The sequence below is a fragment of the Sphaerisporangium sp. NPDC049003 genome (assembly GCF_043197795.1).
Taxonomy (GTDB): Bacteria; Actinomycetota; Actinomycetes; order Streptosporangiales; family Streptosporangiaceae; genus Sphaerisporangium.
The window spans coordinates 93,299-109,504 of the sequence record NZ_JBICTU010000018.1; the positions used below are offsets into that span (position 1 = coordinate 93,299).

The 16,206-nt window shown below is 69.4% G+C and carries 12 protein-coding genes and 1 pseudogene; 7 read left to right on the top strand and 6 right to left on the bottom strand.

Going from position 1 to position 16,206, the window contains the following annotated elements; translation table 11 throughout:
- Positions 1–247: 247 nt before the first annotated feature.
- The 4 genes from ACGFIV_RS20865 (at position 248) to ACGFIV_RS20880 (ending at position 6,449) form a co-directional block, all read left to right on the top strand.
- Positions 248–964: a dihydrofolate reductase family protein gene (locus tag ACGFIV_RS20865; RefSeq protein ID WP_358546070.1), complete on the top strand. Its 717-nt coding sequence runs from the start codon at positions 248–250 to the stop codon at positions 962–964.
- Positions 961–1,422, top strand: a complete 462-nt coding sequence (locus ACGFIV_RS20870) for a deaminase (protein ID WP_358546067.1) — start codon at positions 961–963, stop codon at positions 1,420–1,422. The genes ACGFIV_RS20865 and ACGFIV_RS20870 overlap by 4 nt, the downstream gene beginning before the upstream one ends.
- 511 nt (positions 1,423–1,933) lie before the next feature.
- Positions 1,934–3,904, top strand: a complete 1,971-nt coding sequence (locus tag ACGFIV_RS20875) for a thioredoxin domain-containing protein (protein WP_392836982.1) — start codon at positions 1,934–1,936, stop codon at positions 3,902–3,904.
- 439 nt (positions 3,905–4,343) lie between these two features.
- Positions 4,344–6,449, top strand: a complete 2,106-nt coding sequence (locus tag ACGFIV_RS20880) for a DUF222 domain-containing protein (RefSeq protein ID WP_392836984.1) — start codon at positions 4,344–4,346, stop codon at positions 6,447–6,449.
- Positions 6,450–6,472: 23 nt separating this feature from the next.
- Here the strand turns inward: ACGFIV_RS20880 and ACGFIV_RS20885 are convergent, their stop codons facing one another.
- The gene (locus ACGFIV_RS20885) at positions 6,473–8,641 is read right to left on the bottom strand and encodes a transglycosylase domain-containing protein (RefSeq protein WP_358546059.1); all 2,169 of its coding nucleotides are present in this window, start codon (positions 8,639–8,641) and stop codon (positions 6,473–6,475) included.
- 234 nt (positions 8,642–8,875) lie between these two features.
- Entirely contained in the window at positions 8,876–9,355 is a 480-nt protein-coding gene (locus ACGFIV_RS20890; RefSeq protein WP_358546057.1) for an Lrp/AsnC family transcriptional regulator, read from the bottom strand.
- Between the two features lie 102 nt (positions 9,356–9,457).
- On the opposite strand from ACGFIV_RS20890, the gene hppD reads away from it, so the two are divergent.
- From hppD to ACGFIV_RS20905, 3 genes are read left to right on the top strand one after another with little or no spacing between them, the layout of a single operon-like run.
- Positions 9,458–10,558: a 4-hydroxyphenylpyruvate dioxygenase gene (hppD, locus tag ACGFIV_RS20895; protein WP_358546055.1), complete on the top strand. Its 1,101-nt coding sequence runs from the start codon at positions 9,458–9,460 to the stop codon at positions 10,556–10,558.
- A 53-nt stretch (positions 10,559–10,611) separates the two neighbouring features.
- Entirely contained in the window at positions 10,612–11,049 is a 438-nt protein-coding gene (locus tag ACGFIV_RS20900; protein WP_358546053.1) for an RDD family protein, read from the top strand.
- A gap of 32 nt (positions 11,050–11,081) precedes the next feature.
- Complete coding sequence (locus ACGFIV_RS20905) at positions 11,082–12,533, top strand: M1 family metallopeptidase (RefSeq protein ID WP_358546050.1); 1,452 nt, start codon at positions 11,082–11,084, stop codon at positions 12,531–12,533.
- Here the strand turns inward: ACGFIV_RS20905 and ilvA are convergent.
- The 4 genes and pseudogenes from ilvA to ACGFIV_RS20925 all read right to left on the bottom strand — a co-directional run.
- Positions 12,526–13,779 carry a threonine ammonia-lyase gene (ilvA, locus tag ACGFIV_RS20910; protein WP_392836990.1) on the bottom strand — a complete coding sequence of 418 codons (1,254 nt, stop codon included), beginning with the start codon at positions 13,777–13,779 and terminating at the stop codon, positions 12,526–12,528. The genes ACGFIV_RS20905 and ilvA overlap by 8 nt on opposite strands.
- A 53-nt stretch (positions 13,780–13,832) precedes the next feature.
- On the bottom strand, positions 13,833–14,516 hold the full coding sequence (locus ACGFIV_RS20915) for a hypothetical protein (RefSeq protein ID WP_358551341.1): 684 nt from the start codon (positions 14,514–14,516) through the stop codon (positions 13,833–13,835).
- The gene (locus ACGFIV_RS20920) at positions 14,513–15,085 is read right to left on the bottom strand and encodes an RNA polymerase sigma factor (RefSeq protein WP_358551343.1); all 573 of its coding nucleotides are present in this window, start codon (positions 15,083–15,085) and stop codon (positions 14,513–14,515) included. Before ACGFIV_RS20920 ends, ACGFIV_RS20915 begins: the two co-directional genes overlap by 4 nt.
- A gap of 96 nt (positions 15,086–15,181) precedes the next feature.
- Positions 15,182–16,171: pseudogene (locus ACGFIV_RS20925) on the bottom strand (ROK family protein); the annotation flags it as partial.
- Between the last annotated feature and the right edge of the window lie 35 nt (positions 16,172–16,206).

Consider the following 16,206-nt stretch of genomic DNA (forward strand, 5'->3'; position numbering starts at 1 on the left):
TGCGCCTCGTACAGGTCTGGATCGAGAAGGCCGCTCCCCAGGCGGCCTGACCACCAGACGGGACAGGGCCGACTTCGAGCGGCCTGACCACCAGATGGGCAAGACCGTCCCCGGGCGGTCCCAACTCCTTCTTGGGGTGGTCTGAACGGCCTTGACGGGATCCGTACGCCCCTCGCGGGGGCGGCGATAGCCGGTCGGGCTCGGCGCCTGGGCGCCGGGGGCATGATGGACGTCATGGAGACCCTCGGTGGCTGAGCGCCCGTACATCTTGCTGTCGGTCGCGATGTCGATCGACGGCTTCATCGACGACGCCTCCGGCGAACCGCTCGCGCTGTCCAACGCGGCCGACTTCGATCGTGTCGACGAGGTGCGGGCCGGGTGCGACGCCATCCTGGTCGGCGCGGGCACCGTCCGCGCGGACGACCCCCGGCTTCTGGTCCGCTCGGCGGACCGCCGTGCGGAGCGCGTGCGGCGCGGGCTCGGCGAGACCCCGCTCAAGGTCACGTTGACCGGCGGCGGTGACCTCGATCCCGGCTCCCGATTCTTCTCCCTGGGCGACGTCGAGAAGATCGTGTACGCGGCGGCCCCATGCGTTGACAGGGCTCGCAAGTGCCTCTCCGACGTGGCCACCGTGGTCGACGCCGGGGACCCCTTCGACCTCCCCGGCATCCTCGCCGACCTCTCCGCGCGTGGCGTACGGAGGCTCATGGTCGAGGGCGGCGGCGCCGTCCACACGCTCTTCCTCAGCTCGGGGCTCGTCGACGAGCTTCACCTCGTGGTCGCCCCGTTCTTCGTCGGCGACGCCTCCGCTCCCCGCTTCGTCGGCGACGGGCCCTTCCCGTACGGCCCGGCCAACCCGATGCGCCTCGCCGAGGCCCGCCCGATCGGCGACGTGGTGCTCCTGCGCTATCTTCCCCCGGCCTCCGGCGAGCCTGAGGAGTCCCATGACCGAGGTGTTTCATGACTGAGGTTCATGCTGACGTGGACCGGCGGTGGCTGGACAGGACCGTCGAGCTCTCGCGCCTGTGTCCCGCCTCGGCCACCGCGTTCGCCGTGGGGGCCGTCGTCGTGGACGCCGAGGGCCAGGTCATCGCCACCGGGTACTCCCGGGAGGGCGACCCCCACGACCACGCCGAAGAGGCGGCCCTGGCCAAGATCTCCCGCGACGACCCCCGGCTCGCCTCGGCGACGATCTACAGCTCCCTCGAACCCTGCACCACGCGGGCGTCACGCCCTCGCAGCTGCACCGAGCTGATCCTCGCCGCCGGCATCCGCCGCGCCGTGTTCGCGTGGCGCGAGCCGGACCTCTTCGTCGACTGCACCGGCGTGGAGACGCTGCGCGAGGCGGGCGTCGAGGTCATCGAGATCGCCGCCCTGGCCTCCCGGGTACTCGAGGTCAACGCGCACCTGTTCGACACGTAGGCCGGGAAGCGTCTTGTGCGCTGGTTGCCTGGTCAAGGCTGTCTTCGACGCCCGTTAAGCTGCTTGGCGCGCCATTCGCGGCGTGACAGGTGCTCTAGCAGGTACTCAGTGCTCAGCAGGTATTCAGAGGGAGAAGTTCACGATGTACAAGGAATTCGCAGTCGAGGCCGTGATGTGGCTGATCCCGGTCGTCGTGCTGCTCGGCATCGCCTGGCTGGTCACCGCCACGGCCTGACGCCTCACGGCCCGAAGACTTCCGAAGACGGCGCGCATCCATGAACGCGTGCCGTCTTCGCCATTCTCTCGACCTTCACCGATGCCCTAGAGCGCCGGCGAGCGACTCGTTTTCGCGGCGGCGAGCCACTCCACGCGGGGCGGCGAGCGACTCGTTTTCGCGGCGGGCGGCGCCCGGCCTAGTGTGAGGATTGCCGTGCGGGTAGAAACGGTGGCGCGCAGCTCTGCGCACCTCACGCGACGAGAATGTACGCACCGCGTACGCAGGGAGATCTCGATGAACCGCTTGAAGGACGCGACGAGCCCTTACCTGCTCCAGCATGCCGATAATCCGGTCGAATGGTTCGAATGGGGCGAGGAGGCCTTCGCGGAGGCCCGCAGGAGGGACGTGCCGCTGCTCGTCTCGATCGGCTACTCCGCCTGCCACTGGTGCCACGTGATGGCCCACGAGTCCTTCGAGCACGCGGGGACGGCCCAGATGATGAACGAGCGGTTCGTCAACGTGAAGGTCGACCGCGAGGAGCGTCCCGACGTGGACGCCGTCTACATGAACGCCACCACGGCCATGACGGGCCACGGCGGCTGGCCGATGACCGTGTTCACCACGCCCGAGGGTCACCCGTTCTACACCGGCACATACTTCCCCCGGCAGCGGTTCCAGCGGCTCCTGGCCGGTGTCTCCCAGGCGTGGACCGAGGACCGCGAGGCGGTGCTCTCCCAAGGGTCCAAGGTGGTGGAGGCGCTCAGCCAGGGCTCCGCGCCGGCGGGAGGGCTCCTGCCGACCGCCGAGACGACCGAGCGGGCCGTGCGCGATCTCGCCCGTACCTTCGACCCCGTCCGTGGAGGCTTCGGCGGGGCGCCGAAGTTCCCGCCGTCGATGGTCCTTGAGTTCCTGCTGAGGCACGGCACCCGGGAGGCCATGGAGATGGCCGAGAAGACCCTCGGCGCCATGGCCCGCGGCGGCATGTACGACCAGCTCGGCGGGGGCTTCGCCCGCTACAGCGTGGACGCCGCCTGGGTGGTGCCCCACTTCGAGAAGATGCTCTACGACAACGCCCTGCTCCTACGGGTCTACGCCCACTGGTGGCGGACCACCGGGGCTCCCCTGGCCAGGCGCGTGACCCTGGAGACCGCCGACTGGCTGCTCCGCGAGATGCGCACCCCCGAGGGCGGCTTCGCCTCCGCGCTCGACGCCGACAGCGAGGGCGTGGAGGGCAAGTTCTACGTCTGGACGCCCTCGGAGCTGCGCGAGGTGCTCGGCGAGGAGCGCGGCGCCTGGGCCGCGTCGCTGTTCGAGGTGACGGCCGCGGGCACCTTCGAGCACGGCGCCTCGGTGCTCCAGTTGCTCACCGACCCCTCCGACCGCGCGCTGTCCGACGACGTGCGCGCGGAGCTGCTCACCGCCCGCTCGTCCCGCGTACGCCCCGGCAGGGACGACAAGGTGGTGGCCGCCTGGAACGGGCTCGCCATCGCGGCTCTCGCCGAGGCGGGCGCCCTGTTCGACCGCCGCGACCTCGTCGACGCGGCGCGTACGGCCGCCGAGCTGCTGGCCGACGTCCACCTCCAGGGCTGCCGGCTGGCACGCACCTCGCGCGACGGCCGGGCCGGGTCCAACGCCGGGGTGCTGGAGGATTACGCGGACGTCGCCGAAGGGTTCCTCACCCTGTACGGGGTCACCGGGGAGTCCCGGTGGTTCGAGCTCGCGGGCGCCCTGCTCGACACGGTGCTCGAACGGTTCCCGGACGGGTCAGGAGGGTTCTTCGACACCGCCGACGACGGCGAACGGCTGTTCCAGCGGCCCCAGGATCCCACCGACAACGCCACGCCGTCCGGGCAGTTCGCGGCGGCGGGCGCACTGCTGTCGTACGGCGCCCTGACCGGGTCGGAGCGCCACCGGGAGGCGGCCGAGGCGGCGATCGGCACTGTGTCGGTGCTCGCCGACAAGCACGCCAGATTCGCCGGCTGGGGCCTCGCGGTCGCCGAGGCCGCGCTGGCCGGGCCTGTGGAGGTCGCGATCACCGGCCCTCTGGACGACCCGCGCACCACCGCCCTGCACCGCGCCGCCCTGATGGCCGGCGCCCCCGGGACAGTGATCGCCCTCGGCGACGGAAACGTCCCACTGATGGAGGGCCGAGGTTTGGTGAACGGCCAACCCGCCGCTTACGTCTGCCGCCGGTTCACCTGCCAGGCCCCCGTAACCTCCCCCGCGGCCCTGACAAGGGAACTCCGTACCTCGATCACTCGCTGAGCCCGCCGGCTTCGCCTGCCGGCAGTGTCCTCCTCCTGGCCCCGTGGTCTGTGGTGATCGCTTACGCTCGCGCGGGTCGGATGGGCGATCTCCGCCCGGCTGGGGCCTTTGTCTTGTTACCGTCTTGCCCCGATCGGGCTATGTGTGTACGGGGGTCGGCGAGGCGCGGGTGAGCCTTCGTGGACGCCCCGCAGTACGTACTTCTTTCTCATCCCCCGGTGACGAAACGGGGTGGGCGGCGGCATGACTCCGTCCTAACGGCCCGGACCAAGGTGATCTAGTTCGAATACCACCAATTCCGACAATTGATTTCCTTGTGACAATCGTGATTTGTTTTCTTATTTCACACATTTTTTCTGTGGTGGGAATCGGGTTGCGAGTGACTCTGGAATATGAAAACATTCGTACAGGCTTTCGAATTCATGGGGAGTGATGGCGGGTGGCGGATGTCTCCAGGCTCGGCCGCTCGCACCCGTGGCCGAGCTCGGCGGGCGAAGCGATGCTTGGCCCCGAGTGGTGGGAGGCGGTGGTGGCGCGTTCCTCGGGTTGGTCCAGCGATGGCTCCGCCGCACACGACCTTCACGCGCTGCACGACCTTCATGCGCTGCACGACCTTCACGCGCGAGAAGCAGCCGAGCAGGATCACCTCCACGCCGAAGATTCAGGCGATGCGGCCGAACCCGATGGCAGGGATCCGTACACCAGCGACCGGAAAGATCTTGACTGGCACGACCGCGAGCATGACCGCGAGCATGACCGCGAGCACGAGCATGACCGGCAGGGTGAGTGCGAGCACGACCGCGACCACGGCCCGCGCGGCAGCGGCCGGGAGCCGTATGACCCGGGCCTGGGTAACTCAGAGCTGGGTGGCCTGCGGGACGGCTCTACCGGTGCCGATGACCACGGGGATACCGATGATCAGGCCGACGGTCGCGATGGCGGCCGAGCGTCGTGGGTGTTCGTGGGGCGGGTACGGGAGGCCGCCGAGGCCTTGGCGGTGGCGCCGGTGCCGGAGTCACCGGCGATCTGTGCTGCTGAGGTGGAAGATCTGGCGGTGGCGCGCGATCGGCTGATCTCGGCGATCGCGGCCCGGGTGGGTCGAGTGCACGCGGCGGGTGAGGCCCGGAGCTTGGGGCACGCCTCGACCAAGACGTGGCTGCGTTCGGCGTGCGGGATGAGCATGTCCGGTGCCGGGCAGTTGGTCGGGTTGGCGGTGGAGTTGGCGCGCCTGCCGGTCGTGCGGGCCCGGTTCGCCGCAGGAACCCTCGCCGAGGGCATGGTGTCGGTGATCTGCACGGCCACCGCGCATCTGACCGACGACCAGGCGCAGGTGGCCGAGCCGATTCTGCTCGGTCTGGCTGATGAGGCGAGTCCTGCCGAGGTGGCCAAGGCGGGACGTTACCTGCGTGAAGTGCTCGTCCCCGACGGAACCGCCGACGAGGCCGAAGCCGATTACGCGGCCCGGTTCCTGTTGGTACGTCCGAGTGCTTCGGGTGGGATGGAGGGGGAGTTCCGGCTGCCGCGCGAGGCCGCCGCCCGGCTCAAGACCCTTTTGGACGCCTACGCCAGACCCCGGGCCGAGGGCGATGATCGCCCGCTCAGGGTACGCAACGCTGATGCTTTCATCGCCCTTTTGGAACAGCAGACCGCCACCGAGCTCCTGGTCCTCGTCAACGCCGCATCCCTACCCGATGACCACCCCAACCCCGCGTCCACCCGCCACGCCAACCCCGTGTCCACCGATCATTTCAACCCCACAGGTAGAGACAACCAGCCGGCGAAATCCACAGCATCCACACGCAGACCAGCAGGACCCCCGGGCCATACGGAACCGGCCGGAGCAGCCGAACGGCCCCTGCCCGCCGGAGCAGCCGAGCCGCCCGAGCCCACCCAACCCACCGGAGCAACCCAACCCACCGAACCCACCGAACCCACCGAACCCACCGAACCCACCGAACCCACCGAACCACCCGAACCGCTCAGGCCTACCGAACGCGGGTGCGGCCGGTGTGGGCAGCGGGCTGATCGCGGGCTTCCAGCCCTGCTGCCGGCGACCGGACAGTTGCTGCCCGTGGGTGATGTGCACCGCCTGGCGCGTACGTCCGCGTTGGTGCGGATCGTGATGGATGCCGAGGGTCAGGTGCTGGATATGGGGCGGCGGGTGCGGCTTGCCACTCCTGCCCAGCGGCGAGCGGTGATCGCCCGGTACGCGACCTGCTGGGTGGACGGGTGTCCTTTGCCGGCCACCATGTGCCAGATCGACCACGCCGACGGGTGGGCCCAGGGCGGGCCTACCGACCTGACCAACCTCGGTCCGGCCTGCCAGTTCCACAACCGCGACCGCTACCGCCACCCCGGCCGCTACCAGCGCCACCGCACCGGAAAAGACCGGTGGACCTACACCTACACCGGCCCCCCTCCGCCCAGACCCCGCGCGCCCGCACATGAAAGCCCCGTCACCACCAGACATGACCGAACATCAACACGCGTAGCGGAAGGCAACGAACCGGGTGGGCGGCGAACGGACCACCACCCGCGGCGGTGACGCATGGGAGAAGGACGTTTGTCTCAGCCCGGTGGAGGTGGGGTTTCGAGAGGTTGGGTGTCGGGAGGCGGAGGGGCGTTGCCGTCTGGGTTGGTGTTCGGGTTGGTGTTCGGGTTCGGGTTCGGGTTCGGGTTGGGGTCGGGGTTGCCAGTGGGGCCGGGGTTCGACGTGGGCGGGGTGTCGGACTGGCGTGGGTCCGGGTTCGCGGGAGGCTGGTCGCCCCGAGGCGTCCCATTGTTCCTGTTGCCCCAGCCGTTGCCGTTCCCGTTGCCGCCCCACCCGTTGCCGTTGAAGCCGCCGTTCCAGTCGTTGTAGTACGGGTCGTACGACGTGGAGCCTGGGAAGTCCTTGACCGGCCTGCCCGACATCGCCTCCGACATGAACGCCCGCCAGACCTGCGCGGGCAGGGAGCCGCCGAACAGCGCCCCGTACCCGGGGACGCTCACGGTCTTGTTGTCGTCGCGGAACATGTTCACGGCGGTCGAGAGCTGCGGGGTGTACCCCACGAACCAGACGGAGCTGGAGGAGTCGCTGGTGCCGGTCTTGCCCGCCACGGGGCGGTCGTACAACCGGGCGGCCGTGCCGGTGCCGCCCTCCACCACCTGCTCCATGGCGTACGTCGCGTCCGCGGCCGTACGCTCGCTGAACGCGCGGACGCCCACCACGGTGAACTTTCTGATGGTGCCCTTGGCGTCGGTCACCGAGCGGATGACATGCGCTTCCCTGTGAACGCCGTTGGCGGCGAACGTACCGAATCCCGAGGCCTGCTGGACGGCGCTGACCGACGCGGTGCCGAGCGGGAAGGTCGGGTAGTCCTTCTGCTTGGCGATCTGTTCGGCCGGGATGCCCGCGGCCTCGGCGGCCTTGGCGACCTTCTTCAGCCCGACCTTCTGCGCGAGGTCGACGAAGGCGGTGTTCACCGAGTTGCGGGTCGCCTCGACCAGGTCAATGGAGGAGCCGTACGAGGTGCCGCCGGAGTTGGGGATCGGGTCTTTCGCCGAGGCGACCCGTATCGGCGAGTTGCCGTTGACCCGCGTGTTCAGGTCGAGCCCGCTCTCCAGCGCGGCGGCCAGCGTGTACGGCTTGAACGTGGACCCGGCCTGGACCTTCGCCGAGAACGCGTTGTCGTACTGGTTCTCCGTGTAGTCCTTGCCGCCGTAGAAGGCGACGACCTCACCGGTCTCCGGGTCGACGGCGGCGAGGCCGGTGCGCACCTTGCCGGACGTGTCCGGGGGCAGGGTCTCCTCGACCGCACGCTCGGCGATGGCCATGAGCCCCTTGTCGAACGTCGTTGTGATCTTGAGTCCGGCCTGGTAGATGTCCTCGTCGCTGTAGCCGTGGCGGTTCAGCTCCGCCCGCACCTGGGCCAGGATGTAGCCCTTCTGGCCGCTGACCGAGAGCGGGTTCTTCTGCTTGGCCAGCTTGGGGAAGGTCAGCGTCGCGGCCTCCGACGGGTCGAGGGTGCGCGTCTGCACCATGGCGGAGACCACGGCCTGCCAGCGGGCCTTGGCGGCGTCGAGGTCGGCGCCCTTGGGCGAGGCGAAGCGCGACGGCTGCTGGATCACGGCCGCGAGGTAGGCGCCCTGCGAAACGGTCAGCTTGCTGACGTCCTTGCTGAAGTACGCCTGCGCGGCGGCCTGGATGCCGTGGGCGCCCCGGCCGAAGTAGATCGTGTTGAGGTACTGCTCAAGCACCCAGGACTTGGACTTGGAGCGATCCACCTTCAACGAGATCATGATCTCTTTGAACTTGCGCGTGGCCGACCGTTCCTGGCTGAGCCCGCTGTAGTAGTTGCGCACCAACTGCTGCGTGATCGTCGAACCGCCCTGGACCTGGTTGCCGGTGACGGTCGACCACATGGCTCGGGCCGTACCCGGCAAAGACACGCCCTGGTCCTGGTAGAACGTGCGGTTCTCGATGGAGATGACCGCATCGCGCACTGCCTTGGGCACTTTTTCGAGCGGGACGTTCTTGCGGTTCACGCCCTGACGCGCCAGCACCGTCTTGCCGTCGCGGTAGTAGATGAGCGAGCCCTGCGCGGTCGCGAGCTTCTGGGTGGTGTCGGGGATCGGCGTGAGAACCCACACGACGGCCACCATCGCGGCGATGCCGAGAACGGCGATGCCACCGGCGATGAGGAATCGGCGGAGAAGACGACGCCTCGACCGGCGCTTCTTCCCTTCGTCCCGCACGGCTCAACCCCCGATCTACTGCTCAGCAAACCCCCGTAAGCTGGGCGGATCGTCCACAGTAAACGATAGATACCGGTGCTGCGCTCGTCGAGTGATCCCACGATCTCCGCATGGCACAGGCTCGCAGATTTCCAGGTCCGGGTATGGGACATGCTCGCGGCTTCCCTGATCTGCGTACGGGACAGACCTGCCGATTGCCACGTCTTCGTACAAACACGTCTTCGTACAAAACCGCTAGCGGTCGCGGTGACGCGGAGTGCCGGCGACAAGGGGCAGCACCCGGTAGGCGACGGGGGTGTCCAGCGCGATCACCGACGACGTGCGCACCACCCCCTCGACGTCCACGATCAGGTCGATGACCCGTTGGAGGTCGGCGTTGCTCCGCGCGACCACCCGGCACAGCATGTCACCACCCCCGGTGATCGTGTGGACCTCCAGCACCTCCGGGATGGCCGCGAGCAGGTTCGCGACCGGCTCATGGCCGCTGACCTGCCGAATCTGCAGCGTCACGAACGCGGTCACCTGGTATCCCAGCGCGGCGGGGTCGACGTCGGGACCGAACCCGGTGATCACACCGCTCTCCACGAGCCGGTCGAGCCTCGCCTGGACCGTGCCCCGCGCCACGCTCAGCCGCCGGGACGCCTCAAGGACCCCCACGCGCGGCTCGGAGGCGAGAAGAGAGATGAGCCGTACGTCCAGCTCGTCAATCGTCATGCTGTACAGGATTACCCCTGGTGACCCAGGATCGCTAGTCAATCTGCCTACCTGTTTGGGTAACACTTGCACATATAGGCCACATCATCTGAGAGTGACCTCATGAGTGATGTATTTCCCGTACACGGCATGGATTCGGTGGTCTTCGCGGTAGGCAACGCCAAGCAGGCGGCGCACTACTACTCCTCGGCCTTCGGGATGCGCCTGGTCGCGTACAAGGGGCCCGAGACGGGAAGCCGGGACGAGGTGGCCTACGTGCTGACCTCGGGAAGCGCGCGCTTCGAGCTGCGCGGCTCGGTACGGCCGGGCACCGAGATCGCCCGCCACGTCGCGGAGCACGGCGACGGCGTGATCGACCTCGCCCTCGACGTGCCGGACGTGGAGGGCGCCTACGCGCACGCCGTCGCGGCGGGCGCCCGGGGGCTGACGGAGCCATACACGATGGAGGACGAGCAGGGCAAGGTCGTCATCGCGGCGATCGCCACGTACGGCGAGACGCGGCACACGCTCGTCGACCGGTCGAACTACAGCGGCACCTATCTGCCCGGCTACGTGCCGGCCCGGCCGCTGGTCGAGCCCCCGGCCAAGAGGTACTTCCAGGCCGTGGACCACTGCGTGGGCAACGTCGAGCTCGGCAAGATGGACGAGTGGGTGGAGTTCTACAAGCGGGTGATGGGCTTCACCAACATGGCGGAGTTCATCGGCGACGACATCGCCACCGAGTACTCCGCGCTGATGTCGAAGGTCGTCGCGAACGGCACGCGCAAGGTGAAGTTCCCGCTCAACGAGCCGGCGATCAGCCGCAAGAAGTCGCAGATCGACGAGTATCTGGAGTTCTACGGCGGCCCCGGCGTCCAGCACATCGCGCTCGCCACGAACGACATCATCCGGACCGTCGAACAGATGCGCGCGGCCGGCGTCGAGTTCCTGGACACGCCCGACTCCTACTACGACGACCCGGCGCTCCGCGCGAGGATCGGCGAGGTGCGCGCGCCCATCGAGGAGCTGAAGAGGCAGCGCATCCTCGTCGACCGCGACGAGGACGGCTACCTGCTGCAGATCTTCACCAAGCCCGTGCAGGACCGTCCGACGGTGTTCTTCGAGTTCATCGAGCGCCACGGCTCGCTCGGCTTCGGCAAGGGCAACTTCAAGGCCCTGTTCGAGGCGATCGAGCGGGAGCAGGACCGGCGCGGCAACCTCTGATCGTTTGCCCGCGACCCCGTTTGCTGTGAGGACATCCTGGTGATCACATAGGCATGCGATCACCAGGATCCGCGCCGCTCGGGGGGCGGTGGAGGCGCCTGTTCGCCGGCATCCTCGACGGCCTGATCGTGGGACTGATCACCTCGCCCTTCTCCACCACGGTGGCCGAGCGGATGCCCGACGGGACCTTCGAGGTGGTACATGCGAACCACGGCGCCGTCGTCGCGATCGTCTGGTTCCTGTACTACTGGCTGCTGACGGCGTTCTGGCGCGGCCAGACCGTGGGCAAGAAGCTGTTCGGGCTGCGGGTCGTACGCGACCCTGCCCAGGAGCCGGTCACGCCGGGGCAGGCTGCGGTCCGCGAGGCCGTGTACGGGATCCTCGGCGTGGTGTGCTGCCTCGGACTGGTGGACATCGCGTGGATCCTGTTTGACGGAAAGAAGCAGGCTTTGCACGACAAAGCCGCCGGGACCATTGTCGTAGATGCCTGATGACCTGGGCTTTCTCCCGTAGGCTGCATGACATGCAGCTGAAGGGGCCCAAGCGGCTGACCACCGCCATGCTGTCCGCCACCGTGCTCGGACTGAACGCCTGCACCGCGTCGAGCGGGGCGACGACGCAGAGCCCCGCGCCCGACGCCGGCAGCGCGCAGTCCGCCGAGTCCGAGGTCGGCACGCCCGGTGCGGCGGGTATCGGCGATCCCGACTTCCCCATGGACGGCAACGGGGGGTACGACGTCGGCCACTACACGCTGAAGCTGACCTACGACCCGCCGACCAAGCACCTTTCGGGCACGGCGAGCATCAGGGCGAAGGCCGTCCAGAACCTTTCACGGTTCGACCTCGACCTGCACGGGCTCACCGTGCGCAGGGTGAGCGTCGACGGCAAGGACGCGAAGTTCGCGAGGGAAGGCGACGAGCTCACCATCACCCCCGCCGCCGTGATCACCAAGGGCGCAGAGTTCGACGTCGCCGTCGACTACGCCGGCAGGCCCGACCCCGTCCGCAACTCCTCCAACCTCGGCACCTACGGCTTCATCCCCACCAAGGACGGCGCGTTCGTCACCAGCGAGCCCAACGGCGCCAAGACCTGGTTCCCGTGCAACGACCATCCGTCCGACAAGGCGACGTACGACTTCGACATCACCGTCCCCGCAGGGACCACGGTCATCGCCAACGGCGAGTTGCGCGGCGACCCGGTCACCTCCGGCGGCACCTCGACCTTCGCCTGGCGCGAAGGCCACCCGATGGCGACCTACCTCGCGACGATCACGCTTGGCAAGTTCGACGTCAAGACCGGCACCTCGCCCGGTGGCATCCCGATGTACGCGGCGACCGACCCGGCGTTCCGGCACGACCTCGACTTCCTGTACTCCACCTCCGCCAAGGTGACCGACTACTGGTCGAAGGTGTTCGGGCCGTACCCCTTCAACTCCACGGGCGGCGTGATCGACGACTTCTCCACCGGGTACGCCCTGGAGAACCAGACCAAGCCGATGTACGGAGGGTTCGAGCCGGACGAGAGCATCATCGCCCACGAGCTCGCCCACCAGTGGTTCGGCGACAGTGTGAGCATCACCCGCTGGAAGGACCTGTGGCTCAACGAGGGCTTCGCGACGTACGCCGAGTGGCTCTGGACCGAGCACAACGGCGGCCTCACCGCCGAGAAGACCTTCCAGGACCACTACTCGGCCAAGGGCGCCTCCCTGTGGAAGTACCCGCCCGGCGTGGCCCAGCGGCAGGACCTGTTCAACACCTCGGTCTACCTCCGGGGCGCCATGACGCTGCACGTCCTGCGCAAGCGCATCGGGGACGAGACGTTCTTCACCCTCCTGCGCACGTGGACCGACCAGCACAAGTACGGCGGCGCCACCACCGACGAGTTCGTACGGCTCGCCGAGAAGCTCTCGGGCAAGCAGCTCGGCGACCTGTTCGACGCCTGGCTCTACAGGCCGCAGCGCCCCGCGCTCAGCTGAAGATGAGCTTGTAGCCGTACCGGCGCAGGCCCGTGAGGACCTCGTCGCAGTGCACGGGCCCCTTGGTCTCCAGGTGCATCAGCACCTCCGCCTCGTCGAGGTGGAGCCGGGGGTCCATGCGCTCGTGGCCCACGTCGAGCACGTTCGCCCCGAGGTCGGCCAGGCGGCTGAGAAGCGTCGCGAGCGCACCCGGCCGGTCGGGGAGCCGGATGCGGAAGGCCAGGTAACGACCCGCCACCGACAGGCCGTGCCGCAGCACCTTCGACAGCAGCAGCGGATCGATGTTGCCCCCCGAGAGCACCACGACCACGGGCGGCTCGAAGGCGTGCGGCCAGTCGAGCAGCGCGGCGACCCCGGCCACGCCCGCGGGCTCCACGACCATCTTGGTGCGCTCCAGGCAGAGCAGCAGTGCCCGCGACAGCGTCTCCTCGGAGACCGTGACCACGCTGTCGACCAGGTAGTGGATCATCTCGAAGGTGATGTCGCCTGGGCGGCCGACCGCGATGCCGTCGGCCATGGTCGACACGGGCTCCACCACGACCGGGTGCCCCGCGGCGAGCGACGCGGGGTAGGCGGCGGCCCGCTCGGCCTGCACGCCCACGATGCGGACGCCCGGCCGCATGGACTTCACGGCGAGGGCGACCCCCGCCGCGAGCCCGCCGCCGCCGACCGCGAGCGTGATCGTGCCGACGTCGGGGAGCTGGTCGAGGATCTCCAGCCCGACGGTGCCCTGACCGGCCACGACGTCGGGGTGGTCGAAGGGGTGGATGAAGACGGCCCCGGTCTCCTCGGCGTGCTCCTTGGCCGCCGCCAGCGCGTGGTCGACGGTCGTCCCCGCGAAGATCACGTCGGCGCCGTACGCGCGGGTGGCCTCGACCTTGGGCAGCGGCGCCCCCTGCGGCATGAACACCGTGGACTTGCAGCCCAGCAGCCCCGAGGCCAGAGCCACCCCCTGGGCGTGGTTGCCCGCGCTCGCCGCGACCACGCCCCGGGAGCGCTCCTCGTCGGTCAGCCTGGCGATGCGCACGTACGCGCCCCTGACCTTGAACGAGCCGGCCCGCTGGAGGTTCTCGCACTTGAGGTAGACCGGGCCGCCGATCAGCTCCGACAGGACCCGCGAATGCAACAACGGCGTGCGGATGACCACGTTGTCGAGCAAGTCACGGGCGGCGACCACATCGTCATAGGTCACCTCAGGGTGGGCCATGCCCGAAGTCTCCCACTCATCGCCTGCCCACACGCTCACCGGCCCACCATCAGTCCGGCGGCTGGGGACTCCCCTACCGACCGGCCCGTCGGTCAGCTGCCCGGCGGCACGGCGTCCCCGACGTCGAACGCCCCCGGGTCGTCCACGAGCCTGCACGGGTTGACGGGCCCATCCGTCAGCATGCCGCTGAACTGCCAGGCGACGCCGGGGTCGCGGACCGTCGGCTCCTTCGGGTTCTCCGCGATCTGGAGCACCACGGTCTGGCCGGGCTCGACGTACCGGGGATAGATCGTGATGCCGTTCCGCATCCGTATGGCCTTCCCGGAAGGCGAACTGGCGAGTTTCTCCCGGATCTTCGCCCGTACGGCGGGATCCTTGCTCAGAAGCTCCTCCTTGGTCGGCATGTTCGCCTGGTCTGCGTCCAGGGGACGGAACCCGGGCCTCTCACACCGCTTGCCCAACGGCATGTACGTGACATCTGCCCGCACACCCGCTGCGGCCAGTTCGTCTTCGACGCCCTCCGGGTCCCGGAACTCGCGGATCGTGAGGGTGACCGAGCCGTCGGGGTTCTTGGTCACCGCGTAGGCGGCGGTACCGGTCCCGGTCACCAGTGGCACGGCGATCGCCGCGGCCGCGGCGATCGCGGTCACCGCGGCCGTCGCCAGGAGCCTGCGGCCTGTGTTCCGGCGCGGAGCGGGGGCACGCCCCTGCGGTGCCCTGCCGGCCATCTCCGTCCTGAGCTCCGCGAGCAACCTGTCCTCGAATGTGTCGTTCATCTGATTCCTTCCATCACCAGGGGCGGTACGACACCGGGAACCTGCTGGAGTGAGCGCCTGGCACGATGGAGCCTGACGCGGGCGGTGCCCTGCCGGATGCCGAGGGCGGCGGCGGCCTCCGAGACGGTGAGCTGGTCGACCACGACCAGCTCCAGCAGCGCCCGCTCGCTTTCCGGCAGGCCGGTCATGGCCTGGAGAGCACGGCGGGCCGGGCTCTCCGCGTCGATCCGATCTTCCAGACGGGCCACGTCATCGGCCTCCAGCAGTCGGCGACCGGCGATACGGCCGCCCGCTCGCAGCTCGCGCGCGGCCCGCCGCCGCTCGGCCAGCAGGGTGTTCCGCGCCACGCCGTACAGCCACGCGATCTCGCTCCCCCGTCCCGGCCGGTAGGTGTGCGCGGAGTCGAGGACGGCGAGGAAGACCTCCGCGACGAGGTCCGCGACCGTGTGGGGATCGTCGACCCGGCGGGCCAGGAAACGCGTCATTTCGTCGAAGTGGCGCCGGTAGAAGGCTTCGAAAGCGCCGGGGTCATCGGCGATCCCCGCCAACCCCGGTTGTCTGAGGCGCACCTGCTTCGCTCCCTTCGTCGTCCGAGTGCTTACACCCTGCTTGGACGAAGAGAAACAAACCGTTACATCGGGACTTGCCGTGCCTTAAGTGAGCTTTCAGTGAGCGGTCCAGTAGTGGTCGGGGGCGAGGATGAGGGCGGCGGCGCCGATCAGGCCGGCGTCCTGGCCCAGCTGGGCGGGGACGACGCGGACGCGCCCGGCGAAGCCCATACGGGCGTGCGCCCGCAGGGCCTCTTCGAGCGGGTCGAACAGCAGCGGGCCCGCCTGCGAGAGGCCGCCGCCGATGGTCACGATGTCGAGGTCGCACAGGTGGGTGGCCGAGGCGATGGCGATGCCGAGCGCCCGTCCCGCGCGGGTCATCGCGCTCCGGGCGATCTCGTCCCCGGCGGCGGCGTCCGCCGACAGCCGCCGTCCGCTCGCCTCGGCCGCCTCGACGTACGTCCCGGCCAGGCGGGCGCCCGTCCGAGGGCCCTCCGTGTCTGTGGCCGAGGCCCGGCCGGTGGCCCCGCCGGGGGTCCAGCCCTGTTCCAGGGCCCAAGCGGCGAGGCCGGGACCCCGGGCGACGGCCTCCAGGCAGCCTCGTCCCCCGCAGCCGCACGTGGGGCCGTCCGGGTCCACGACGACGTGGCCGATGTGCCCGGCGTTGCCCGTGCCGCCGTCGATCAACCGGCCGCCGAGGATCAGGCCGCCGCCGACGCCCGTCGAGACGACCATGCCGAGCATGTCGTCGCTGCCCCGGCCGGCCCCACGCCAGTGCTCGGCCACGGCCAGGCAGATCGCGTCGTTGTGGACCCGCACGGGCACGCCGGAGAACCGCTCGCCCAGCCGCTCGCGCAAGGGGAAATCGCGCCAGCCCGGCATGTTGAGCGGAGAGACGACGCCCTCGGGCCAGGCCATCGGGCCGCCGCACCCGGCCCCCACGCCGATCACCTCATGCCCGGGCCGGCGTTCCAGCACGGAGTCGACCAGCCCGGCCAGGGCCTTCCACAGCGTGGGCGCGTCTCCCCCGGGCGGGGTGGCCATCCGGCCGGCTACGACGATCTCCCCGGTGGGGTCGACCAGCGCGGCGGCCAGCTTGGTGCCGCCGACATCGCCGCCACCACGACGCCCGGGTCACGCGC